This window comes from Allobosea sp. 05T433 (genome assembly GCF_056396065.1).
This window is the reverse complement of sequence record NZ_JBFTKS010000036.1, coordinates 25,325-48,137: the sequence shown is the minus strand read 5'-3', so window position 1 is coordinate 48,137 and position 22,813 is coordinate 25,325. Positions and strand designations below refer to the sequence as shown.

At 64.5% G+C, this 22,813-nt stretch carries 22 protein-coding genes and 1 pseudogene; 7 read left to right on the top strand and 16 right to left on the bottom strand.

What is annotated here, in order from left to right; all coding sequences use genetic code 11:
• Positions 1-532: pseudogene (locus tag AC1DGP_RS31035) on the top strand (outer membrane protein); the annotation flags it as partial.
• Between the two features lie 202 nt (positions 533-734).
• On the opposite strand, the gene AC1DGP_RS31030 reads toward AC1DGP_RS31035, so the two are convergent.
• From AC1DGP_RS31030 to AC1DGP_RS30970, 13 genes are all read right to left on the bottom strand, one after another.
• Positions 735-1,547, bottom strand: coding sequence for a c-type cytochrome (locus AC1DGP_RS31030; RefSeq protein ID WP_441508431.1), 813 nt, complete (start codon positions 1,545-1,547; stop codon positions 735-737).
• A complete protein-coding gene (locus AC1DGP_RS31025) occupies positions 1,544-3,163 on the bottom strand; it encodes a cbb3-type cytochrome c oxidase subunit I (protein ID WP_476832951.1) in 1,620 nt (539 codons plus the stop codon). The genes AC1DGP_RS31030 and AC1DGP_RS31025 overlap by 4 nt, the downstream gene beginning before the upstream one ends.
• The gene (locus tag AC1DGP_RS31020; RefSeq protein ID WP_441493118.1) at positions 3,153-3,689 is read right to left on the bottom strand and encodes a cupredoxin domain-containing protein; all 537 of its coding nucleotides are present in this window, start codon (positions 3,687-3,689) and stop codon (positions 3,153-3,155) included. The genes AC1DGP_RS31025 and AC1DGP_RS31020 overlap by 11 nt, the downstream gene beginning before the upstream one ends.
• Positions 3,682-3,906, bottom strand: coding sequence for a hypothetical protein (locus AC1DGP_RS31015; RefSeq protein ID WP_441493119.1), 225 nt, complete (start codon positions 3,904-3,906; stop codon positions 3,682-3,684). The genes AC1DGP_RS31020 and AC1DGP_RS31015 overlap by 8 nt, the downstream gene beginning before the upstream one ends.
• A gap of 4 nt (positions 3,907-3,910) precedes the next feature.
• On the bottom strand, positions 3,911-6,142 hold the full coding sequence (locus AC1DGP_RS31010; protein WP_441508429.1) for a xanthine dehydrogenase family protein molybdopterin-binding subunit: 2,232 nt from the start codon (positions 6,140-6,142) through the stop codon (positions 3,911-3,913).
• Positions 6,139-6,609 (bottom strand): (2Fe-2S)-binding protein, encoded by a 471-nt coding sequence (locus AC1DGP_RS31005; protein WP_441493121.1) that lies wholly within the window; start codon positions 6,607-6,609, stop codon positions 6,139-6,141. Before AC1DGP_RS31005 ends, AC1DGP_RS31010 begins: the two co-directional genes overlap by 4 nt.
• A 257-nt stretch (positions 6,610-6,866) precedes the next feature.
• A complete protein-coding gene (locus AC1DGP_RS31000; protein WP_441508428.1) occupies positions 6,867-8,024 on the bottom strand; it encodes a tetratricopeptide repeat protein in 1,158 nt (385 codons plus the stop codon).
• A gap of 10 nt (positions 8,025-8,034) precedes the next feature.
• Entirely contained in the window at positions 8,035-9,534 is a 1,500-nt protein-coding gene (locus AC1DGP_RS30995; protein ID WP_441493123.1) for a DUF4331 family protein, read from the bottom strand.
• A 79-nt stretch (positions 9,535-9,613) separates the two neighbouring features.
• Positions 9,614-11,374, bottom strand: a complete 1,761-nt coding sequence (locus AC1DGP_RS30990) for a di-heme-cytochrome C peroxidase (RefSeq protein WP_441508427.1) — start codon at positions 11,372-11,374, stop codon at positions 9,614-9,616.
• Positions 11,375-11,436: 62 nt separating this feature from the next.
• Positions 11,437-11,988: a HupE/UreJ family protein gene (locus AC1DGP_RS30985; protein ID WP_441508436.1), complete on the bottom strand. Its 552-nt coding sequence runs from the start codon at positions 11,986-11,988 to the stop codon at positions 11,437-11,439.
• A 225-nt stretch (positions 11,989-12,213) separates the two neighbouring features.
• A complete protein-coding gene (locus AC1DGP_RS30980) occupies positions 12,214-13,278 on the bottom strand; it encodes an extracellular catalytic domain type 1 short-chain-length polyhydroxyalkanoate depolymerase (RefSeq protein ID WP_441508426.1) in 1,065 nt (354 codons plus the stop codon).
• A 50-nt stretch (positions 13,279-13,328) separates the two neighbouring features.
• A complete protein-coding gene (locus AC1DGP_RS30975) occupies positions 13,329-13,721 on the bottom strand; it encodes a CopG family transcriptional regulator (RefSeq protein ID WP_441508425.1) in 393 nt (130 codons plus the stop codon).
• A 143-nt stretch (positions 13,722-13,864) separates the two neighbouring features.
• Positions 13,865-14,368, bottom strand: a complete 504-nt coding sequence (locus AC1DGP_RS30970) for a YciE/YciF ferroxidase family protein (protein ID WP_441493127.1) — start codon at positions 14,366-14,368, stop codon at positions 13,865-13,867.
• Between the two features lie 156 nt (positions 14,369-14,524).
• Between AC1DGP_RS30970 and AC1DGP_RS30965 the strand changes: the two genes are divergently transcribed.
• The 3 genes from AC1DGP_RS30965 (at position 14,525) to AC1DGP_RS30955 (ending at position 16,059) form a co-directional block, all read left to right on the top strand.
• On the top strand, positions 14,525-14,824 hold the full coding sequence (locus AC1DGP_RS30965) for a PepSY domain-containing protein (protein WP_441493128.1): 300 nt from the start codon (positions 14,525-14,527) through the stop codon (positions 14,822-14,824).
• An 89-nt stretch (positions 14,825-14,913) separates the two neighbouring features.
• A complete protein-coding gene (locus tag AC1DGP_RS30960; protein WP_441493129.1) occupies positions 14,914-15,450 on the top strand; it encodes a hypothetical protein in 537 nt (178 codons plus the stop codon).
• Positions 15,451-15,573: 123 nt separating this feature from the next.
• Positions 15,574-16,059 (top strand): pyridoxamine 5'-phosphate oxidase family protein, encoded by a 486-nt coding sequence (locus tag AC1DGP_RS30955; protein ID WP_441508424.1) that lies wholly within the window; start codon positions 15,574-15,576, stop codon positions 16,057-16,059.
• A gap of 120 nt (positions 16,060-16,179) precedes the next feature.
• Here the strand turns inward: AC1DGP_RS30955 and AC1DGP_RS30950 are convergent, their stop codons facing one another.
• The 3 genes from AC1DGP_RS30950 to AC1DGP_RS30940 form a co-directional block, all read right to left on the bottom strand.
• Positions 16,180-17,616, bottom strand: a complete 1,437-nt coding sequence (locus tag AC1DGP_RS30950) for an NAD(P)/FAD-dependent oxidoreductase (RefSeq protein ID WP_441508423.1) — start codon at positions 17,614-17,616, stop codon at positions 16,180-16,182.
• An 85-nt stretch (positions 17,617-17,701) separates the two neighbouring features.
• Positions 17,702-18,046, bottom strand: a complete 345-nt coding sequence (locus tag AC1DGP_RS30945) for a RidA family protein (protein ID WP_069881941.1) — start codon at positions 18,044-18,046, stop codon at positions 17,702-17,704.
• Positions 18,047-18,113: 67 nt separating this feature from the next.
• Complete coding sequence (locus AC1DGP_RS30940) at positions 18,114-18,734, bottom strand: helix-turn-helix domain-containing protein (RefSeq protein ID WP_441508422.1); 621 nt, start codon at positions 18,732-18,734, stop codon at positions 18,114-18,116.
• Positions 18,735-19,037: 303 nt separating this feature from the next.
• Between AC1DGP_RS30940 and AC1DGP_RS30935 the strand changes: the two genes are divergently transcribed.
• From AC1DGP_RS30935 to AC1DGP_RS30925, 3 genes are all read left to right on the top strand, one after another.
• On the top strand, positions 19,038-20,723 hold the full coding sequence (locus AC1DGP_RS30935) for a peptide ABC transporter substrate-binding protein (RefSeq protein ID WP_441508421.1): 1,686 nt from the start codon (positions 19,038-19,040) through the stop codon (positions 20,721-20,723).
• Positions 20,724-20,811: 88 nt separating this feature from the next.
• Positions 20,812-21,765, top strand: a complete 954-nt coding sequence (locus AC1DGP_RS30930) for an ABC transporter permease (RefSeq protein WP_441493134.1) — start codon at positions 20,812-20,814, stop codon at positions 21,763-21,765.
• Between the two features lie 37 nt (positions 21,766-21,802).
• Positions 21,803-22,678 (top strand): ABC transporter permease, encoded by an 876-nt coding sequence (locus AC1DGP_RS30925; protein WP_441508420.1) that lies wholly within the window; start codon positions 21,803-21,805, stop codon positions 22,676-22,678.
• Positions 22,679-22,813: the final 135 nt, after the last annotated feature.

The window sequence follows — 22,813 nt, the reverse complement described above, 5'->3', positions numbered from 1 at the left end:
GGCCCTGACGGTGAATGGTGACCGCGAGTTCGGCCTCGGCGACATCAACCCGAGCTTCTTCTTCTCGCCGAAGCAGCCGACGCACGGCATCATCTGGGGCATCGGGCCGACCTTCGTATTCCCGACCGGCACCGACAAGACCCTCACCAGCGGCAAGTACTCGGCGGGCCCGGCCTTCGTTGCCCTGGCGATCGAAGGGCCCTGGGTCGTCGGCGTCCTCGCCAACAATGTCTGGTCCTTCGCGGGCAAGAGCAACCGCAGCGCGGTCAATGCGATGACGCTCCAGCCCTTCGTGAACTACAATTTCCACGGCGGCTGGTATCTGACCTCGTCTCCCATCATCACCGCCGACTGGGAAGCCGGCCACGGCGACCGCTGGACGGTGCCGATTGGAGGCGGTTTCGGGCGCGTGTTCAAGATCGGCCATCAGGCCATCAACGCGCAGCTTGCAGCCTATTACAATGTCGCAAAGCCCAGCGGCGGCGCCGACTGGCAACTCCGGGCCCAGGTGCAGTTCCTGTTTCCGAAATAGCCCGGCGAACACGCCGCATCGAACGTTCAACCCAGTACCGTTCTGGTTAGGGCTGCACCATGGCAGCCGCGACTGGTTCGGCCCATTCCTCACTCCCCCTCGCATGGTTTCGCGAGGCTAGCCCAGCAGGAACCGATACCCGCTTGCAATCAGCAGGCCGCGCGCCGGCAATCCTTTTTGATAAGGAAACGCTTCCCCGCGGTCATTGCTGGCCAAGGCCGGAATAATAGGCAGCAATCATCGCGATCTCTGCGCTCGTCAGTTGGCGAGCGATGGAGCGCATTTGCTCCCTGATGTCATTGCGGCGGCTCTCCGTCGCAAAGGCCTGCAGTTCCTGTTCGAGATAGGCACGCTGCTGGCCTCGCAGGCTCGGAGCGCCAATCGTCGAGCCGAGCGGTCCGTGACATGCCGCGCAGGGCGCCATGCCTCGTCGGGGATCGCCGACTTCAATCAGGTTCCGGACGTTGGAGGTCGCTGGATCGCTCTTTTCCGGACGCCCGGCAACGGGGAGCGGCAGCGACGCAAAGTGCTTCGCGAGATCGAAAACATCCTGCTCCGACAGGGATGAGACGAACACGCCCATCACCACCGGGTTGCGCTTGCCGCTCCGGTAATCCTCGAGCTGCTTGTAGATCGCGTCCGCGCTCTGACCGACGAGATTTGGGAAGGCCGCGTCAGTGCTGATGCCGTTCAGGCCGTGGCAGTTGTTGCAGTTGACCGCAAGCGCTGCACCGCGCGCGGCGTTACCTTGCGCAAGCTGCTGTCGCGTCGAGGCGGTCCAGGCAACCGTCGAAGCGGGCTGTGCGGTTATCGCGACGGGAGCCCGCGCACTTGCGTTGGGCAGGCCGACTGCACGGCAAATCACGCTCCAGAGATCGAGACCTTCGGCGTCCCTCTGGACGGATGGCAACCATATGAAGCCGATCAGCACCGCGACGATGAACAGCGCGACGGTGGCGCTGATCCATACGGCGAAGCGGGAATCGCGCGATGCTTGGCGCCCCCCGCTGCTCATCGTACCTGGCTCGAATAGGCAGGAACGCTCGTCCTGTTCAGGAAAAGAAACTGGGCCAGTGGATAGCCATAATTCGCGGCGGTCAGGGCCACGACCAGCAGCGTCCAGACCCCGAAACTGTTCAGGGATTTGGGCAGCCGGCGAGGAGGATTGACCGCAAGGGAAAATCTGAGCGGCGGGATCGTGGCTTTCGGGGCACGATGCGATGCGAGCAGCACGCCCACGAGCAGCATCGCCGAGACAACTAGGATGAAGCCGCCGATCGTCGACACGCTCACCCAGATCGCCTGCGGCGCGAGCGCCGAATTGGTGAAGTCGTAATAGGCCATGCGCCGCGGCTGTCCCATGACACCGACCAGATGCCAGGGTAGCGTGACGACCATCATGCCGACGAACCAGGTCCAGAGCTGCAGCCGGACGAGATGCGGCGATGCGAGCGGGCGACCGGTCAGGCGCGGCCAGAGTTCATAGGCAATCGCGAAATACATGATCACGATCGCCCCCCCGTAGATCAGGTGGAAATGCCCGGTGACCCATTGGGTGTTGTGGATCGTCAGGTTTAGCGCATAGCTCATGTTGATCAGGCCGCTGGCCCCACCCATGCCCAGCATGACCAGCGAAAGCACGGAAGCCAGCACCAGTGGGCGGTCCCATGGCAGAACGGCGATCCAGCCGAAAAGACCGCGCCCGCCCCGCAGGCGGCCCGCGATTTCGAGAGACGCGCAAATGGTGAAAATCGTGAGCAGCGTGGGGACCGCCACCATTCCCGTGAAGACGGCATGGAGAAACTTGAAGCCGGCACCGATCTGCGGATCGGCGAAGAGATGATGAAGGCCGATCGGCATCGCGAAGATCAGCAGTTGCAGGAAGGCGATCCGGCCCATCTTGTCGCTGTAGAGCCGGCCGCCGGCGGCCTGCGGCAGCAGCACGTAGAAGGCGATATAGGTGGGGATCAGCCAGAAGTAGACGATGGCATGCAAGGTCCAGGAGAACAGCAGACGCGCAAGGGCGGGGTCGATCGTGTCCGTCCAGCCGAAGGCATTGGGCAGGATCAGAAAGACGATCTCCGCCCCGACTCCCAATGACGTCCAGGCCCAGAGCAATGCGCCGGCCGTGGTGGCAAACATCGCCAGCGGAACCGGGAGATCCGGATAATCACGCTTCCAGCGCCTGAAATGCGAGATCATCAGGCCGACCCAGATCCATGAACCGATCACCGCAATCAGGATGCCCAGGTAGTAATACGGGCTGCCCAGCAGCGGTGGATAGAAGGTGTAGAGAACAGTCGCCTTGCCGGCCGCCACGGTCGCGATCGCCAGCACGCCCCCTGCGATCACCAGTCCGAGAGACGCCCAGGCAAGCCGCGCCCCGTGCATCGGCCGGCCGAACGACACCGCGCAGACCGCATAGCCAAAGCCCATCGCAACGAGCGTCGGGAAGACATAGGCGAGCGAGGTGCCGTGCGCCGTGACCGCCCGGTAGTAGAGTTCCGGGTCTATCCACCGATGCAGCGGGCTACGCACCAGCATCTGCCAGGCGCCGAGCGGAATCATGACGGCGAAGACCGTGAAGGCGGTCCAGAAATGGGCGAGCACGAGGCGGTTGCTACCCTGCACAGGACGCTCGCAATCTGCCGCCATAGGATCGGGCGAATTCGAGGCGATCGACGACCTTCACCCGCGCCCACATGCCCTGGTGCCCAACGCTGCAATATTCCTGGCAAGGCATCAGGTGTTCGCCGGGCCGCTCGAAGCGCGTACGCGCCTCGGAGACAAACCCGGGCACCACCATGCTGTTCACATTCGTGCCGGCGATCAGGAAGCCATGCACCACGTCGGGGCTGGTGACGCGGAAAACCACCCTGGTCTCGGTGGGAACGACGATGCAGGCCGGCACGAACGAATATTGCTCGGCGACGACGCGCACGACCACCGATTGATCCGCCACGACCTCGGTGCCCAGATTGGTCTCGACAAACTCCCCGGCGAGATGGAGGCGATCCGCATCGATCGTTTCGACATTCGACGGGGGTTGCACGGCCCAGTGCACGCCGTTGAACGTGATCACCGCAAGCACGAGGACCATGACCCCGGTGACGACCCAGGCCCATCTTCGTTCGGATTCGCCTGTCAGATCAGTCAACGGCGCCTCGCGGGAGATAGATGAACAGGAAGAAGGCGAACCAGATGACGAGGATGGCGGCCACCGCCAGGCCGGCAACGGCCATGGCGCCGCTCACGCCTTCTGCGGCGACCCTTCGGATTTCGTCGGGGCTGCCCACGATGGCGACGTTTTCACGCCGAAAAGCGGAGGAGACGTAGTCCTCTCCTTCGTGATCCTGTGCTTCCACGGTGCTCATCCCGCTATCTCGCTTTCGCCAGGCGCATCGCCGCCAGAACTTTGGCCGCTCTGAACGGCACCGATCGCAAGCGCACGCCGGTCGCGTCGAAGACCGCATTCGCTATGGCCGAGGGCACGACGGAAGTAGTCGGCTCGCCCGCTCCCCATGGCGCTTCGTTTGGCCGGTCGATCAGGTCGATCATGACCTGAGGGACGTTCGGAAAGGTCAGGATGGGGTAGCTACCCCAGTTGAGGCTCGTGACCGCACTGCGGCTGAAGGTGAGTTGCTCGACCAGCGTCCGGCTGATCGTCTGGACGACGTTGCCTTCGATCTGATTGCGCAGCCCGTCAGGGTTGATGATCTGGCCGCAGTCGTGAACGACGAAGACGCGATCGACCTTGATCCGGCCGTCCGACCAATCGACCGTCACATCGGCGACGATCCCGACATAGGTCCGGACCAGCTCGTATTTGGCGTAGGACACGCCCCGCCCCCGCACCAGCATGCCGCCATCGCGCGGCCGCGAGCCACGCGGCTCCCACTGCGCGAGGTTCCGCAGGCTCTCGAGCAGCTCGAGCCCGCGCGGGTCCTTGAGATTCCGGGTGCGGATATCGAACGGATCGACAGCCGTTGCGGCCGCGATCTCGTCGAGAAAGCTCTCATTGCCAAACGTGTTCTGCATGCGGGCAGGCGCGCGAATCCATGCCGCCGGGAGTGGCGTGTCGGCGAGCCAATGCGCGGTCAGCTTGCTGTTGGCCAAGGCATAGGGGATGCCGAGGCCCGGATTATACACCCCGGCTCCCGACCCGAATTTCGGCAGCTTCGCGAGAGTGGCCGCCAGGAGCGTCGCTCCGGAGCGCTGCATCGGTCGTTCGCTGAGGAAGATGTCCGATTGCCAGGTGGCAATTCGACCCTGGTCATCAAGACTGGCGCGGTAATCGAGCAGGACCGGCGGCCCCTTCGGATCCCAGCCATGTTCGTCGCTTCGCATCCATTGCAGCCGGACCGGCCGGCCGAGCAGCTTTGCAAGCAACGCGGCTTCGGACGAGCAATCATCGGCTCCGTTGCGGCCATAGCATCCTGCGCCTTCGACAAAGATGCAGCGCACGCGCTCCTGCGACAGTCCCAGCATGGTGGCGAGTTGCGACCGCAGGAGGTGGCTCGCCTGTGATGGTGTCCAGACCGTGAGAACACCATCCTTGAAGTCGGCCACCGCGCAGGACGGGCCGATCGAGCCATGCGTATTGAGGGCCAGGTCGTAGGTCGCTTCGATTATTCTACCGCTCGCCCTCTCGTCGCCGGTCGTATCGCCGGTGGCCTGCAGCACCTCGTTGCGGACGACTTTCGAGCTGCGAACATATTCGAACAGCCTGGCCTCGTCGGGCAGGCCCGCCCAGGCCGACCAGGTCGCGACGATCGCGGTCGATGCCCGGATGGCCGCCCATTCATTGCCGGCGACTACGGCCAGAAAGTCGCCCTTGCGGACCGTCCGCACATAGCCCGGGATCTTGCGGCAGGCGGCATCGTTCCAGGCTTCGAGCTTGGCGCCGAGCGCCGCTGGATGAACCATCCGCGCGTGCAGCATGCCAGGCAACGTGAAATCCTGGATGAAGGTAAACCTGCCAAGGACTTTCGCGGGAAGATCAAGGCGAGGCACGGGCGTGCCGACGATCGTGTAATCTTTCGGGTCCTTCAGCGCCGCAGCGGGATCGACCTTGATCTTCAGTCTTCGTTCGCCGACCAACTGCGCATAGGAAAGGCTCTCGCCGCCTTGCCGGGGCGTGATCACGCCGTCACGCACCTCAAGCATGTCCTTGGCGACCTCGAGGCGAATTGCAGCCTGATCGAGCAATGCGGCGCGTGCGGTGGCCGCAGCACGGCGAATCTGCATGCCACCGTCCTGAATGGTCAGGCTGGCATAGGTGGGCCCCTGGTTGGGCGTGAGTTCGGTATCACCCTGGATCATCGTTACCCGGCCCATCGGGATGGACAGCTCCTCGGCCGCGATCTGGGCGATGGCGGTGATCGCACCGGTGCCGAGCTCGACCTTCCCGGATTTGATCGTGACGCGCCCGTCAGTATCGATTGCAATGAAACCGCCGACTTCGTCTGCGACGCCGACATTCGTCGGGGGTGGGGCCTGCGCCCATGACGGTGATCGCAGGGCTTCGAACGTTACGACGAGCGCTCCGCCATAGGTCAAGACTGCACGACGAGAGAGTGGCGCCCCGGAGATCTGCCCCCCCGCCCTCATGACATCTGCTCGGCGGCGCGCATCACGGCGCGCAGGATCCGGACATGTGTGCCGCATTTGCAGAGATTGCTCGCCAGTGCCAGTCGGGCCTGTTCCTCCGTCGGCCGCTTCGTGGTCGAAAGAAACGCGGCCGCCTGCATGATCATGCCGTTGATGCAGTAGCCACACTGGGCAGCCTGTTCGTCGATGAAGGCCTGCTGCACCGGATGCGGCTTTTCCGCCGTCCCCAGGCCTTCCAGGGTCACGATCTCGGCCCCGGCGACCGCCGAAACCGGCATGAGGCAGCTACGCAACGCCTCCCCGTAATAGTGCACGGTACAAGCTCCGCACTGACCGAGCCCGCAGCCGTAGTGCAAGCCATGCAGGCCAAGCTGCTCGCGCAACGCGTAGAGCAACGGCATATTGGGATCGTCAATACTTAGGACACGCGCCTCGCCATTGACGGATAGCTTGATCGTGTCGGCCAAGGTGATTCTCCGCACATAGCTTTCCGTGTCGTCGTCAGAGCCCTCGTCTCATCATCGCCAGGCCGTTCGCCATCCATGACCGACGCGCAGCCAGACCTGACTCTCCGGGTCGCTGTCGTCGGGATTGCTCCAGCCTGCGACCATCAGGACAGGCGCAATTACAGTTGCCCGCGCCCGAGAAGGCTGCGGCAGGGACAAGGCGACAGCTGGCGTGACGGCGGCCAGGCCTGCGCCCAACACAAACGTACGGCGGTCGATCATGCGACAGCTCCATCGGTTTCGGCGACTGGGTGTTGTGCGAGCGACGACAGTCGGAATGCGGCCGTGGTGGCCCAACGCCCACGCGCCGACGCGGCGATCGCGGCGGCGGCCTCGGTTTCGCCGGCGCCAATGGCGGTCTCATGGGCCTGCTCGAAGGCGCGTAGCGTCGGTCGGTTCTCGAGATTGATCCGCGACAGTTCGAAGGCTCTCCGAGCATCGCCACCGCTGCCGGCGTAGAACTCGGCGCCATGATCGGCAAAGGCCAGCAGATGCCTGGCGAGGAGCGCTTCGAAGCCTGAGCGTGCGGCGTCCAGATACGCGTCGGCCTCGCTGCGCCTCTCGTCGGAGACGGCCAGCGTATCGGCTAGGCGCCAGAGCACTTCGGGGTCGCCGCTTGCAATGGCGGGAACAAGAGTGGCTTCAGCTTCCCTCGTCCGGCCGTCACCGGCCTGGATTTCGGCCAGATGCACGCGGGCCTTCACATAGCAGGGCAAGCAGGCGACGGCCTTTCGGTACCAGCGCTCGGCGCGGGCCAAATCGGGTTCCGGCACGAGCTCGCCCCAGAGCGCGCCAAGCTGGAAGCAGGCCCAGGCCACGGGGAATGGCGACACCTCGCGGTAGTCGCGGAGCGCCTGCCGGTAGATCTGGTCGGCGCCGGCAATGTCGCCGAGATCGGCCAGCAGGGCGCCGAGCGCCACCTGATCCGGCAAGAGCCCGGATTGCTCCGCGATACGGCGCCGCTTCTCCAGCACCGCGTCCAGCGCGGTGCCGCAGGCCTGATCGATCGTCAGCAGCAGATTGTCCGCCGCTGAAGCGTCGCCGAGGCTCGCTTGCGCCACGTGCCCCCGCGCCTCGGCAAAACGGTGCAGGGCCGACGCGACCTGGGCCTGGATCAATGCGGTCCGTGGCGACGAGGGGTCGAGTCGCGCCAGTAGATCGGCCAGCGTTTCCATGCGGTCGAATGCGGACAAGTCGCCCAGGAGTTGCGCCGTCAGTTGCTCATGTTCGAGCACGGTTTCGGAGACGCCCGTTCGTTGCGGATCCTGTTCGAAACGCGTCCAGGAACGCAGGCGCGCGCTATTGAGATTAATCGCGGCGATCTCGCCGTCGGTGGTCTGAAAGACCACGTTGTCGGACTCTGCTTGCGCAATCATACCCCTGTCCTCAAAAGCGCGACTTGAGGCTATCGAGCCCGGTCTTGAACAGCGTCGACACAATCGTCTTGACGATAATCGTGCCTTGGCCGTTCGGAACGAATTGTGCGCGCCACTCGACGGTGCTGCCTGAGCCACTCGGCTTGACCGAGAGCATTCCCGTGTAATTCGCCACCGGCAGCCCTGCGATAATCGTATAGCGGTAGAATCTGGCCGTGCTGTCGCTTGCGTCGAGACGTTCGATGATCTGCTTGCCTTCCGTCGTCTGGATCGTGCGCAATTGGCCAACACCCGTGCCCGTCAGCACGATCTGGGCGATCAGCGGGTGCCAGGTGCCGCCGAATGGTCCGATCAAGTCCCAGACCCGGTCGGGTGGAGCACTGAGCTCGACGGTTTCCATGATGGTCTGCAAGTCGGTGTTGGGTGTGGCGAAGTAGGGGAAATTCCTGGTGCCGGGCTTCGTTGCCTTGGTCGTACCGCCCTGGAGGGGGGTGCGGTCGCGATTCACCAGCCAGGTCAGAAGCACATCGATGACATCGGCATCGACGGTGCGTCCGCCGCCGGTCTGATAGGGTTTTCCGTTCAGTGTGCTTCTTTCGATTTCGAAATGGCTCGTATCGGTGATCGGCTTCGCCACGTCGAACAGCATGAAGTCGTCGAGAAACATGCTGGCGTTGGATGCCAGCGCGGCCGGGGTCCAATCCTGCCTGCCGTCGCGCATATCCCAGTTGGCCAGGCTGTCCTTCAAGCGCTGAAGGAACAGGGGCTTGAGCGTTTCGTCGATCGCAAACGGTGTCTGCTGGTTCCAGAGATCGCGCAGATCGTCCACGCCGGCCAGCCCACCATTGTTGAGCCGGACATTGGTCTGTTCGGGACGGCCGACCCAATCGAGGCGTGGCGGTTCGTGCCCAACAAGAGCGCCGGCATGGGGCAACGGCACCGTCTCGGCGATCACTCCAAAAAGAGACCCCCTGTCGGGATCGAGCACACGTTGCGTATCAAATTCGATAGCGATGCAGAGCACGTTGTCGTTGTACAGGAGGTTCTCGAACTTCCTCATGCCATCGCCCCCGAGCAGCCACGCGAGGATGAATGGATCAGACCGCACCCCCGCATAGACCCTGAAGACGCCATCGGGCGTGGACGCACCGCGCTCGTCGTTGACGACGAAACGAAGCGTCTGACCATCAGGCAGGGTGCAGGTGCCACGCTGGATCGGAGGCTGTCCGGCCGCGCCATGTTCCAGCGCGTCGAACCGACAGGAGAACCGGATCTCCGGGTCGCTCGTCTCGAATTTCGTTGCCTCGCCAACCCCGGCTACCTTCGCGCGACGAACCACGATTGCGAAGCCGACAGCATTGGAGAAGATCGCGTCCGCACCACAGGTCGGAAAGGCATTGGCGGCCAGCACCGTACGAGCCGGGTTTTCCGGGCTGGTGAACGCGAACAGGTCAGTGAGATCGGCCGAGGGGTCGCCGATCTGCCTCGGCCCATCGATATGATCGGACATCGCCCGGCTCCCGTTTACGCTGTCAAAACCTCGCGACCGCCCGGCCTGATGCCGGACGATTCCCCACGCGCCCCGAAGGTCACGGCCTCGGGGGAAGGCTGGCTTGCGCTGGGCCTCCGAACGGCGTCACGCGGCCGGGCTCCTCCGGAATGGATTTCAGGTACTCGACAAGCGCCCAGCGCTCCTGTTCCGCCAGCAAGGGGCCGATGATGCCGTTTCCGCGCGGCCCGTTCTGGAACGAGTGACCAGCGTTCGAATTCCCCAACAGTGACGTATCCACGAGGAAGGTCCCGGACGTCGCGGTGGTATCGAGGCCCACCTTGACGGGATCGAAGTCGCCGCCGAGGTAGAATTTCTTGGTGCGTTCTGCCGCCGGTATCAGCATCTCGTAGAGGTTGGGCACCGACCCGTTGTGCAGGAATGGCGGTGTAGCCCAGACCCCGTCCCGCGGAGCAGCCTTGTAGACATGTTCCGCCGGGCGTGGCGTAGGAAGCTCGCGATAACCGCGCAGGTCCAATAGCTGGGCTTCGGTGAGCTTGAGCTTTGCAATCGCCAGGCCGCGCACCTCGTCACCAATCAGTGCGTTCAACAGCATCGGCGGCAAGAATGGTTGGCCGCGGAATTCGGGGGGCAGGAATTTGCTCAATTCGCCGGTAAACGCCAGTGGCTTCGGCGCCTCGATCTGGGCCCTGTCGGTGCCTACATATGTCTGTGGAGTCAGTCCAACGAGGACGAATTGCTTCCCGTGTTTGTTCGGTTCGGTCCAGCGATAAGGCCAGGCATTATGGCAGCTCGCGCAAAGCTCCACGAACAAGCCCTTGCCCACCTTCGCTTTGTCACGGTCGATCCTGCCGAACACCTCTTCCGGCCAACTTGGCGGCGCCAGTCGTTCCAGTTGCTTCTCGACCCGCCCAAGATCGAGGATGGCTGCGTTGGACTGAAACAGTCCTTCGGCGGGAGATTTGGAGCTCAGGTCAACCGGCAGGTAGACGCCCAGCGTTTCTCCAAAATTGCGACCGATCGGATTCTGGGCGAACGCGCCCCACTGTGTCCATAATCCCTGCGGAGCGTTCCATAGGAACGGCGGTTTGACCGGTGCAATTGCCATCGCCCAGTTCTCGGGGATTCCCGGTAGTGTCGCGGTCGTGCGATTGATGATCAGCGAGAGCGCGTCCATGCGGCCGGGACCCCATGGGTGCGAAGTGCGGGACGTTCGGGTGGCATACTGATTCACCCGCTCCGCTTCGCTCTCAACCCGTTTGCGCAGCTTGTCCTTCCCGTCAGGGGCAGTGGCTCCGAGCCGCCCCGCCAAACGGTCGAATTTCGCCGCATCGGTCAAAGTCGCCTGCACCGCATCGTTCAGGCTCTGAATCATCCTCTGTATATCGAACGCGGTCGCGATGCCGCCATCAATGCGAATGGCCTTGTCCTTGTAGTTCAGCTGCCCCTGATGGCAGGCGGCGCAGGTCAGACCAGCATAATCACCAGCCGGCCAACCCTTTACGGTTTCAGAAACAGCGGTCTTGGTGACGCCGATCGGCAAGCCATCCCTGTTATTGGCGCTCGCGGATTGGGGGGTAAGTCCGTGGGCCTTGTTGTTCGCGTCGGATCGAAACAAATCCTGGCTGTTGGCGACTTCCAGGTTCAGATAAAGATCGTACGTAATAATCGCGGAACCCTGCGAGAAATTATAATACCACTCGCGATCTTCCTGCGACCAAGCTTGGTTGAGATAAACGACGGACGGGCTCGTCGCAGGCGGAGCAGCCTGCTGTGCGCTTGCCGATACTGCCAGACATGATCCAACGGCGAGCAGCGACGCGTAGTTTGCCTTTTTCATGCGAGCGCTCCTGAGGACTGGCTTGAGTGATCCGGCTGGGTGCCACCGCGCCTCGATGAGCGTCACACCGTGCCGGTCAGAAAGGCGATCCCGGTGCACGCGATGGCGGCGCCTGCGGCGCAGACGGGGACCGAGCCCCAGTTCCAGCGCGTCAGCAGGCCCATCCCGATGCCAGCGAGATGAAGCAGGCCTGTCGCGACAACGAAGCCGACGAAGAACGTTACCGCCTCCGCGGCGTCCGGCACCTCACGACCATGCGCATAGCCATGGAAGACGGCGAACGCCCCGACGAGACCGGCGGCGATCCAGAGCGGCGCACGCACGGCGAAGGCGACCATCAGGCCAAGCACAAGCGCAGATGCTGCTATTCCGCTTTCGAAACCAGGCAGAGGAAGGCCAAGGACAGCGATCACCCCCCCCAGAACCATGACGAGGGGAAAGACGATCGGCAGGACCCAGATGGCCCGACCACTGAGGTAAGCGCCCCAAAGACCAACCGCGAGCATCGTTGCGACGTGGTCGAGTCCGGTCAGGGGGTGATGAAAGCCCTCGGCAAATCCAGCGAAGGCGCTCGCCTCCGTGTGCGCCAAGGCTGGCACGGCCAAGCCGATCACAAAAATGAGCGAAGACAAAACAAGACGGCGCAAAGCACATGCTCCTCAACCGGACGGAAGGGTAGGCTTGGACTTGCCTTGGCTAAGCCCGGCCAAACTAAGGGGGCGTCCCGAGGATTGTCGACCTGTCCCTTGGGCCAGTAGCAAGCACGATCGTTACCCCAGCGACTTTGACATCAGGCTCCTTTTCCCGCCCCCCCCAGCATGCGAGGAGAGACGATCCCGTCAGGTCTCCAGGAAGAACCGGATCATCTCGCGCGAGGCATCGGGGCCCGACACATCGGTGAAGCTTCCCGCCCCATCCCCGCCCGACCACGCATGACCGGCTCCCTGGACCAGCCAGTATTCCGTGGTGGCCGGACCATGGGTGGGTCCGACCAGCGTGCGGGTGACATGCCGGCCGTTGACGACGGCATCGGTCGTCAACTCCCCCAGCGCGCCATTGCGGGCGCTAGCCCGAGCAAACAGCGTCTCGCCATTCGAGGGGTGAACGGTGGCATCGGCCGTACCGTGGAAGATGATCTGCCGGGCGCCGCTTCCCGTCCCCCGGGATATCGGCTTCGCATTGCCCTTCATCGCCGCAAAGGCCGACATGACGTCGCTTGCGGCGCCATGGGGAAGGCCGGAATGGATGCCGGCGGCGGCAAAGATATCGGGATAGGTCGAGGACAGCACATCGGCCATCGCGCCGCCCGCAGACAGGCCGGCGACAAAGACGCGCGCGCGATCGATGCCAAACTCGGCAGCGAGTTCCTGGGCCAGGCCCGCGAGAGCCGCGGGCTCTCCCGCCCCCCGCCGCTGATGACGCGGATCGAACCAGTTCCAGCAGCCCTGGGCATTGGCCGAACGCGGTTGGTGGGGATAGGCGACGATGATGCCGAATTCGTCGGCGAGCCGGTTCATCCGGGTTCCCCGCGCAAAATCATCGGGATCCTGCGTGCAGCCATGCAGCATCACGACGAGCGCGAGTTCGCGCCCGGCATGATCCGCCGGCACGTAGAGCTTGTAGGCCAGAGCTCCGGCGGCGCTGCGAAAGCTGCAGGAACGAAAGCGCCCGTCCTCCTCTGCCGGGCCAGGCTGGCGACGCGCCGTGCCGGGCTGATCGGCGACGCGCGCCTGTACAGTCCGAAGCGATTGCAAGACGTCACCGAGGCGGCGCGGGACGATCGACCCGGCCGTCCCCGTCTCGTCGCCGCCGGGTTCTTGCGGGGGCTGAACAGGCCGCCCGGCGAGCGCCTGCTGAATGGCCGCAGTCGCGCCTGCAACATCGGCGCCTCTCAGACGTGTCATGGCTTCGCCCACAGCGGAGCGGATGCGGATGTTCATGTCGCTGTGCCTTTTCATGCCAGTCGGTCGGCCAGGGCGGCCTTGATTTCGGGGGCGGCATGGAGCGCGCCGAGCACGGTCAGTGAGGCAATCGTCTCCCGCGCGAGGTCCGGCGAGACATCCGCTTCGATGACGGCGAGGCCGAGGACGCGGATCTCGAGGCGTTCGCCGGCGGCCTTGGCCGCTTCGAGATCGCGCCTCGTGAAGACGCGCAGGCCCAGCTCGAGAGAGAGCCGCGTCGTCGCCTGCGCGGCGACATCGGCATGGGTCGCGAGTTGGTTTCGCACCGCAGTGCGAATGAAGTCCGAGCGGTTCGAATAGAACCCGTCCCGGACGAGCAGGTCGATGCGCCCGAGATCGACGAAGCCGAGATTGAGCGTGAGCTTTTCGCTATCGGGCATTTTCATCTGGTCATCCATATACCATCCATAGGGATGGTATATGGATGGAATTGGCCGAAGCACAAGGGCATCGGGCGCCCCCTGTGCGAGATCGAGCCAAAGAAACGGCCCCGGCAGCCTTGGCCGCCGGGGCCGGATCGGCCGTTCGCTCAGGCCGCCTTGGCAACCGCTGCGGAATTGGCGGGCCCGCCAAGCTGCGTCAGGGCCTTGTCGGTCCTGGTCTCCTCGGCAAGGGTCGCGTCGAGCAGCTTGACGGCATCCTTGTGGCCGAGCTGCTGCGCCCATGCCTTCAGAGTGCCGTAGCGCGCCATCTCGTAATGCTCGACTGCCTGCGCGGAGGCGACGAGACCCGCATCCAGAGCCGGGCTGTCAGCATAGTCCTCCATCACGGCTTTGCCCTCCTCGAGAATGCCGAGGATGGCATCGCAGGTCTTGGCGCGCGGCGCCTTGCCGATCAGATCGAAGACCTCGCTCAGGCGTTCAACCTGGCCTTCCGTCTCGGCCCTGTGCGTCTCGAACGCCTTCTTGAGCTCGGGCGAAGTGGCGACCTTGGCCATCTTCGGCAACGCCTTCAGGATCTGCTTTTCCGCGTAATAGACGTCCTTGAGCATGTCGTGAAACAGCTCATCGAGTGGCTTCGGTGTTGTGGCCATCGGGTGTCCTCCAGCGATTTCAGGATAGCGCTGGCGAAACCGACGACGCAGCCATGTGTTCCACCCATCAGAAGTATTTATTTGCGGAACTCTCTGCCGGGGGTGCCGGTTGATACGACATCAGGACGTACAATCGCGAACCTGCGGAGAATTACCATGAAAAAGCTTCTCATCGCCTCTTTGATCGCCTCGACGACTGCTTTCGGAGCGCTTGCGCAGACCTCGACGACGTCGCCAATGCCGGCACCAAAGGCAGAGGCGGACAAGAACGCCCCGTTGCCGGGCGCAAACAGCTTCACCGAAGGCCAGGCCAAGAGCCGCCTTGAAGCCAATGGCTATTCGAACGTGACAGGCCTGAAGAAGGACGCAAACGGCGTCTGGAAGGGCACGGCCATGAATGCCGGCGCCAAGGTCGACGTCTCCGTCGACTATCGCGGCAACATCGTCCGCCACTGAGCGCCAGATCACTGAGCGCAGATCACTCGCCGCCGGCTCGCCCGGCGCCAGATCGCGCCTCCCGCTTTCTCAAAGCAAGAGAGTTGAACATGACCCGCACCATCACCCGTTCCTATGACAGCTATGAAACCGCTCTCTCGGTCGTCGAGCAACTCGAGGCCGCAGGCGTTCCCAGTCGCGATGTCAGCCTCGTCGGCCGACACAGCAAACCCGAGGAGAGCAATGCAGCCGAGGGCGCCGGGATCGGCGCCGGCGTCGGCGGCGCGGCCGGTCTGCTCGCCGGCCTCGGCATGCTCGCCATCCCGGGCATTGGCCCGGTGGTGGCAGCCGGCTGGCTCGCCTCAACCGCGGCCGGGGCGGTCGCCGGCGCGGCGGCCGGCGGGATCGTCGGGTCCTTTACCAGCGCCGGCGTCGACAAGGACGAGGCCGAATACCATGCCGAGACGGTGCGCCGCGGCGGCACGGTGATTGCGGTCAGGGCCGAGCCCGAGCACGAAGCCACCGTCGTCGCGATCATGGACGGAGCGACGCCGATCGATCGCTCCACCCGCGAGGCCGAATACCGCGCCGCCGGCTGGAGTCGCTTCGACGAGAACGGCACCGCCTATCGTCCGCCGGTCGTCTGAGGGCGGAACCGGAAACCCCGCGGCCTCGCCGCGGGGTTTTTCCGCGCATCCGCCGCCAGCGGGGACCACCCCGAACATGGCCATCACGCGGCCGTTCAACGCAAGGGAAGCAGGAGGAATGCCATGCCGACGCCAAGCGAACTGGAAGCAAAATTCTGGAAGGCCCTGAAGTCCGACATGACCGTCATGCTCGGCCTGGCCGGTTCCGAGCAGGGCCATACCCGCCCGATGACTGCGCAGCTCGAGGCCGATCATGGGCCCATCTGGTTCTTCGCCTCCCGCGACACCGAGCTGGTCAAGGCGCTGTCGGGCAGCAAGCCCGCGGCCTTCAGCCTGGTCTCGAAGGGCCATGACCTGTTCGTCTCGGTCGAGGGCGATCTCATGATCGACATGGACCGCCAGGTCATCGACCGGCTCTGGAACAGCTTCATCGCGGCCTGGTTCGAAGGCGGCAAGGATGACCCCAATCTCGCCCTGCTGCGCTTCGACCCGAGCAGCGCCGAGATCTGGGAGAACGCCAACAACCTGGTTGCCGGCATCAAGATGCTGCTCGGCGTCGACCCCAAGGACGACTACCGGGACAAGGTCGCCAAGGTCCGGCTGGGCTAAAGCATCGGCCCCAAAAGCCGATGCGGACACAAAAACCTAAAGCATCGGCCCGAAGGGTGGATTGCGGTTTTCGGGAAAGCCGATGCAAACACAAAGGGTTAGATCATCGGAGCGCGGCTCTCAGCGCGTTCCGATGCGCAGGCCGAAGAGTTTTGGGATCGCCGCTGCGGCGCTCATCGCGGAGCCAGCACGCTCGCCCCTTTCCTCGGCCTCCTCGCATCCAATGATGCCCCATCGCACCAGCCGGCCGCCGACGGCGCGGAACGGCTCGGGCGGAAGCGAGGGAAGGCTGCGGGTGCACAGCGGCAGGCTCGCCCAGTCGTCCCTGGCATTGAGGACCAGCGAGGCCAGGCATTGCCCGCCGATATAGGTCGGGTTCACGCCATGGCCGGAATAGCCGCAGCCATAATGGACGCGCGTGCCCGGCACGGTGCGGAAGAAGGGCAGCCGATCGGACGAGACGTCGATGCCGCCGCCCCAGATCTTGGCGATGCCGACATCGGCGAAGCCCGGCAGCAGCCTGCGCAGCCCCTTCTCGGCCCGAGCGGCCGAGGCGAGGTCGGTGGTCAGGCGCGGATCGCGGGCATTGCCGCCGAAGCTGATCGGGCCGGAGCCCGAGCCCATCAGGATGCGCCCGTCGACCGTCTTGCGGAAATAGTGGACGAACATCCTGAGATCCGCGAGCCCTTCATCGCGGGTCCAGCCCATTGCGGCGAGCTTCTCGGGCGCCGGATCGGTCATCAGCGCAAAGGAGGAGAACACGCTGACATGCGGCTTCACCTCCGGGCGCTTCGCCAGCTCGGTATTGGTGGCGAGCACGACCTCCCGGGCGATGATCTCGCCATCCGGGGTTCGCACGCGGCTCGGCGTGCCGGCATCGAGCGCGACCATCGGGGTGTTCTCGAAGACGGAAACGCCGGCATCGATCACGGCCCGCCGCAGTTCGCGCGCCAATCTGGCAGGCTGAACGGTTGCGCCCTCGGCCAGGTAGACGCCGCCGCGGAACACCGGCGAGCGGCAATAGGCTGCCACCTCGTCGGGCGAGAGCTCATGGGCCATATCCGGCACGCCAAGACGCCGCGCGGTCTCGACATACCCCTTGATCTTGGCATCCTGCGCCGGCGAGGCCGAGACGCGGATGCTGGCGCCGTCGCGCCACCAGACATCGCGACCGGGCGCCGTCGCGAAGGCGCGGATCGCGTCCTGGGCGCGGGCTCCGGAACGGGCGACCGCCAGCGCGCCGTCTGAGCCGATATTTACTTCCATCCCGGCAAGCGAGCCCCAATAGCCCGAAACCTTGCCGCCGTTCTTGCCGCTTGCCCCCGAGCCGCAGCGCGAGGCCTCGATCAGCGCGACCGAGAGCTGTGGCGCCCGCTCCTTCAAGGCCAGCGCCGTCCACAGCCCGGTGAAGCCCCCACCGACGATCGCCACATCGACCGTGATGCTGCCCGACAGCGGCGCTGAATCCGGCCGGCCTGCTTCAGCGCTCATGGCCTCGATGAACCACCAGGACGGGTCGCCGGGGACGACGCTCGGAAGGGCAGATGACTGAGGCATGGCGGACCGCTTGCGCTGGAGGACGCGAGGATTTGGGGACACGCGAAAAAAGTCCGCCGCGATCACGCGCGGCGGACGTTGAGGCTCAGACGAGGGCCTGGACCTGGATCTCGACGAGAATGTCGTCCGCAGCCAGGCGCGACTCGACGGTCGCCCGTGCCGGCGGTTGCTTCGGGTCGACCCAGGCTTCCCAGGCCGCGTTCATCTCGCTGAAGGTGCTGATGTCCTTCAGCCAGATGTTGCCGACGACGATGCGGGTCTTGTCCGTGCCGGCCATCGCCAGATAGGCGTCGATCTGGGCGAGGATATCGGCGGTCTGCTCCTTGACGCCGCCGCTGCGGTCCTTGGCGGTGAGGCCCGACAGGAAGGCAAATCCATTGGCGACCAGCACCTTGCTGAGACGGCCGGTGACTTCGTGACGCGTGATCATGTTTCCTCTGGGTCTGCTGGAATGGCAGGCGAAGGCGGCCTTGCCGGCCCCGCCTGATACGATCGCCCTACAGGTGCGATTCCCGGATATTGATGATCCAGATCAGCTTCGCCTCGCTCGCGGAGCGGTTGACGACCTGATGCGGAATGGTGCTGGGGAACTGGAAGCTGTCCCCCTCCCCGATTTCGAAGACCTCGTCGCCGATGCTGAGCTCGACCCGACCGGAGAGGACATAGCCGCCCTTGTCGCCGGGCCCGCTCAGGAAGCTGCCGCTCTCGGCGCCCGGCGGTACGGTGAGGATCATGAAGCGCAGCTCGTTGTTGTCGCGCGGCGACAACAACTCCTTGGTCAGTTGATTGGTGCCGACGACGATGCGCGGGCGATTGGCCTGGCGCCGGACATATTGCGACTCGCGGGCCGGTTCGGCCGCGTCGCTTTCCAGGAACGACCAGAGCGTGACGCCAAGCGCGGCGCGCAGCTTCTGCAGCGTACTGACCGACGGGTTGGAGGCGCCGCGTTCGATCTGGCTGATGCTGCCGGAGGAAACGCCCGCCTTCGCCGCCAACTCCAGGATCGTCAGCCCACGCTCGGCCCGCAGGGCTCGCAGCCGCTGCCCGATCCTCATGGCCTCGAGCTGCTCGTCGCTGTCGATGTCGGCGTTCTCGGCGGGCAGCACTGTATCCGGCATGGGGTCCCAGGGAAGCGATTGAAGGCCCGCAAACGATATGATGATGAAAATGCCCGCGCAACTATTTTGATGAAATTCCGATGATTTATAAAATTACCCTTTAAATACAACGCATTGCTTGTAATACCGGCCAAATTCCACAGACCGGAGCGCCCTCAGACCTTGACGCACGATATCATATGATGAAGATTTTTAGCCGAATGACGCCCATTATGAAAATGGGTTGCCGCTTGTGTTCATTATTATGATGATGCCTTTCAGCGCATTCGCTGAAAGCGGTTGCCTTGGGAGAGGGGAAGCACGATGCGAGACAGTCACGATCCACGGCGGTTTTCGAACTGGAACCTGAACCGGCGCGATCTCTTCGGCCTCGGCGCCGGCGCGCTTGCCGCGAGTTTCGGCTTTGCCGCACGAGCTCAGACGGCGACTAAGCCCACCGCCCCGCCGCCGGCCAAGCCGACCGGCGTCGTCGTGGTCGGGCTCTCGCAGGAACCGGTTTCCTTCAACCCGCTGATGCCGGGCGTCGAGGTCGACGAAGTCGTCTGGACCAGCGTTTTCAACTCGCTCTGGGTCGCCGAGCCCGATGGCACGCTGCGCCCGGATCTCGCTCTCGCGGTGCCGAGCGAGGCGAATGGCGGCATCTCGGAAGGCGGCCTCGCCTGGACCGTGAAGCTCCGCGACAACGTGAAATGGCATGACGGCACGGCCTTCACCGCCGAGGACGTCAAATACTCGCTGGAACTGATCAACACCGCCGGCTTCAAGGCGCGCACGCGCGTCGGCCATGCCTTCGTCAGGGATATCGTGGTCAAGGGCCCGCACGAGATCTCGTGGCGGATGGAGAAGGCCTACGCCCCCTATCTCGCGATGCTGGCGAACACGCATATCGTTCCCAAGCACATCCTGGGCAAGGCGGCGGACCCGAATACGGCGCCGTTCAACAATGCTCCCGTCGGCACCGGCCCGTTCCGCTGGGGCACGCGACAGCCCGGCGACAACATCACGCTCGTCGCCAATGAGAGCTATCACGGCGACGGCCCTTATCTCGAGAAGGCGGTTCTCAAATACATCCCGGACCTGACGGCGCTCTATGCCCAGTTCCGCACCGGCCAGGTCGACCTGGTCATCATCTCGGGCATTCCCGCGAATTTCTACCAGGAGGCGATCAAGCTTCCCGGCCGCAAGGTCGCGGTCGCGCCGAGCGGCAATCTCGAGATCATCATGCCGAATCTCGGCAACAAGGTCTTTGCCGAGAAGGCCGTGCGGCACGCGCTCTATGCGGCGATGGACAAGCAGGCGATCATCGACGCGATCTATTATGGCGTGCCGAAGCCGACGGAATCCTTCGCGCCGCGCGAATCCTGGGCGTTCAACCCCGCCCTCCCCGTCCAGCAGCGCGATCTTGCCCGGGCCAACAAGCTGCTCGACGATGCCGGCTGGAAACGTTCCGGCTCGGGCACGCGAATGAAGAACGGCGTGCCGCTCGAGTTTGCGGTCTCGACGACGACCGGCAACCAGCTGCGCGAGCAATGCCAGCAGCTGATCCAGCAGGATTGGCAGCAGGTCGGCGCCAAGATGACGATCAACAACATGCCGGCAGCGGTGATCTGGGGCGAGTTCTACGTGCGCTCCAAATTCGAGTCGCTGCTGGTCGGTACGACCTTCCGCACCGGCGTCGACCCCGACCCGGCCTCGCGCTTCGCCTCCGATGCGATTCCGGTGAAGGGTGGCAGCGGCGGCAACTACATGCAGTGGGAAAATGCCGAGGCCGATGCGCTGATGAAGGAAGGCCAGGAAACCTTCGATCAGGAGAAGCGCAAGGCGATCTATTTCAGGCTGCAGGAGATCGTCCGCGAGGAGCTGCCGATCCTGCCGATCTTCCAATACGCGCCGATCGAGGGCGTGAAGGAAGGCCTGATCGGCTATCGCCCCAATATCAACCAGCGCCAGAACGCCTGGAACATGGGCAGCTGGTACTGGGCCAAGTGATTGGCACCGAGCGAAGTGATTGGCACCGGGTGAAGTGATTGAACGGGCGAAGTGACATGAAGCGCGGAGCGGCCGGGAGAACGGCGCCATGATCGGATTCCTCCTGCGCCGCCTCGGCCAGTCGCTGCTGTTGCTGCTCATCGTCTCGGTGATCGGCTTCGCCATCCTGCACCTGGCGCCAGGCGGGCCGCTCTCGCAATTCGCCGCCGGTGGCGACATGACCCAGGCCGATCTCGACCGCATCGCGGAACAGCTCGGCCTGAACCGACCCCTCCCCGTGCAATATGCGGAATGGCTCTGGCGCATGCTGAGCGGCGACTGGGGCCGCTCCTATCGCGACCAGCAGCCGGTGCTGCACGTCATCGCCTCCCATATCGGGGCGACGCTGGAGCTGATGCTGACCTCGACGCTGCTCGCCATGCTGCTCGGCGCCTGGGTCGGCATCCTCGGCGCGATCAAGCGCTATTCGATCTTCGACTCGCTGGCGACGATCGGCGCGATGATCGCGCTCTCGATCCCGACCTTCTGGTTCGGGCTCGTCATCATCTATGTCTTCTCGGTCGGCCTCGGCTGGCTGCCCGCCGGCAACCGCTACACGGTGGGCGACGGCTCCTTCCTGAACCAGCTGCATCACCTGATCGGCCCCTGCATCGTGCTGGCGCTGGTCTCGACGGCAGTCTGGAGCCGCTACATGCGCTCCTCGATGCTCGACGTGATCAACCAGGATTACGTGCGCACCGCCCGCGCCAAGGGCGTGCCGGAGCGGACCATCCTGCTGCGGCATGTGCTGCGCAACGCGCTGCTGCCGATGATCACCATCACCGGACTGCATGTGCCGACGCTGCTGTCGGGCGCGCTCGTCACTGAGACCGTCTTCACCTGGCCGGGCATGGGCCGGCTCTTCCTCGATTCGATCAGCTACCGCGACTATCCCGTGGTGATGGGCATCCTGATGTTCTCCGCCATGCTGGTGCTGCTCGGCAGCCTGATCGCCGACCTGCTCTACGGCGTCGCCGATCCGCGCATCGCCGGAAGCCACTGATGAGCCGGATGTCACCGATGAGCGAGAGGCGCCCTTCATGAGCATGGCCGAACCGATGCTTGCGCCCGCCCCGGGCTTCTGGAACAGCCCGGGCATGCGGCGCTTCCGGCGCCACAGGCTTGCGGTCTTCGGGGCTGCGACCATCACCCTGCTGACGCTCGCCTGCATCGTCGGGCCGTGGCTGCTGCCCTATACCGACACCTTCATCGACATCCGCTCCCGCTTCGCGGCGCCCTTCTCGGGCCCGCATGTGCTCGGCACCGACCCGCTCGGGCGCGACATCCTCGCGCGGCTCCTGATGGCGGGCCGCATCTCCCTCGCCGTCGGCTTTTCCGCCATGGCGATCGCGATGGCGATCGGCGTCGTGGTCGGGCTGGTCGCGGGCTTCTACGAGGGGGCCCTGGGCGCCGCGCTGATGCGCTTTGTCGACGCGATGCTGTGCTTCCCCTCGATCTTCCTGCTGCTGGCGGTCTCGGCGCTGATCCAGCCCTCCGTGCCCTCGATCGTGCTGCTGATCGCGATGACCTCCTGGATGGAGGTCGCCCGCGTCGTCGAGGCGCAGATCCGCTCGCTCAAGACGAGGGAATTCGTACAGGCCTCGGTCTCCTTCGGGGCCAGCAGCAAGCGCACCATGTTCCGCGTCCTGCTGCCCAATGCGGTCGCGCCGATCGTGGTTGCGGCCACGCTCAATGTTGCGCACGCGATCCTGGCCGAAAGCTACATCTCGTTCCTCGGCTTCGGCATCCAGCCGCCGACGCCGAGCTGGGGCAACATGCTCGAAAGCGCGCAGAGCTACCTGACCAGCGCACCCTGGCTGGCAATCATCCCCGGCGCCGCGATCACGCTCGCCGTGACCTCCTTCAACTTCATCGGAGATGGACTACGCGACGCACTCGATGCGCGGCAGGCTTGAGACGCCCATCAGACGGCCGCTCGAAAGCGCGGAGCGCGAGCCAGGGCTGCGCCGGCTTAACGCCGCGCCCGACATCGCCGGTCTCGCCGCCCATGTCCGCCGCCGCCTGCCGAAGCTGGCGCCCGCTTGAAGCCG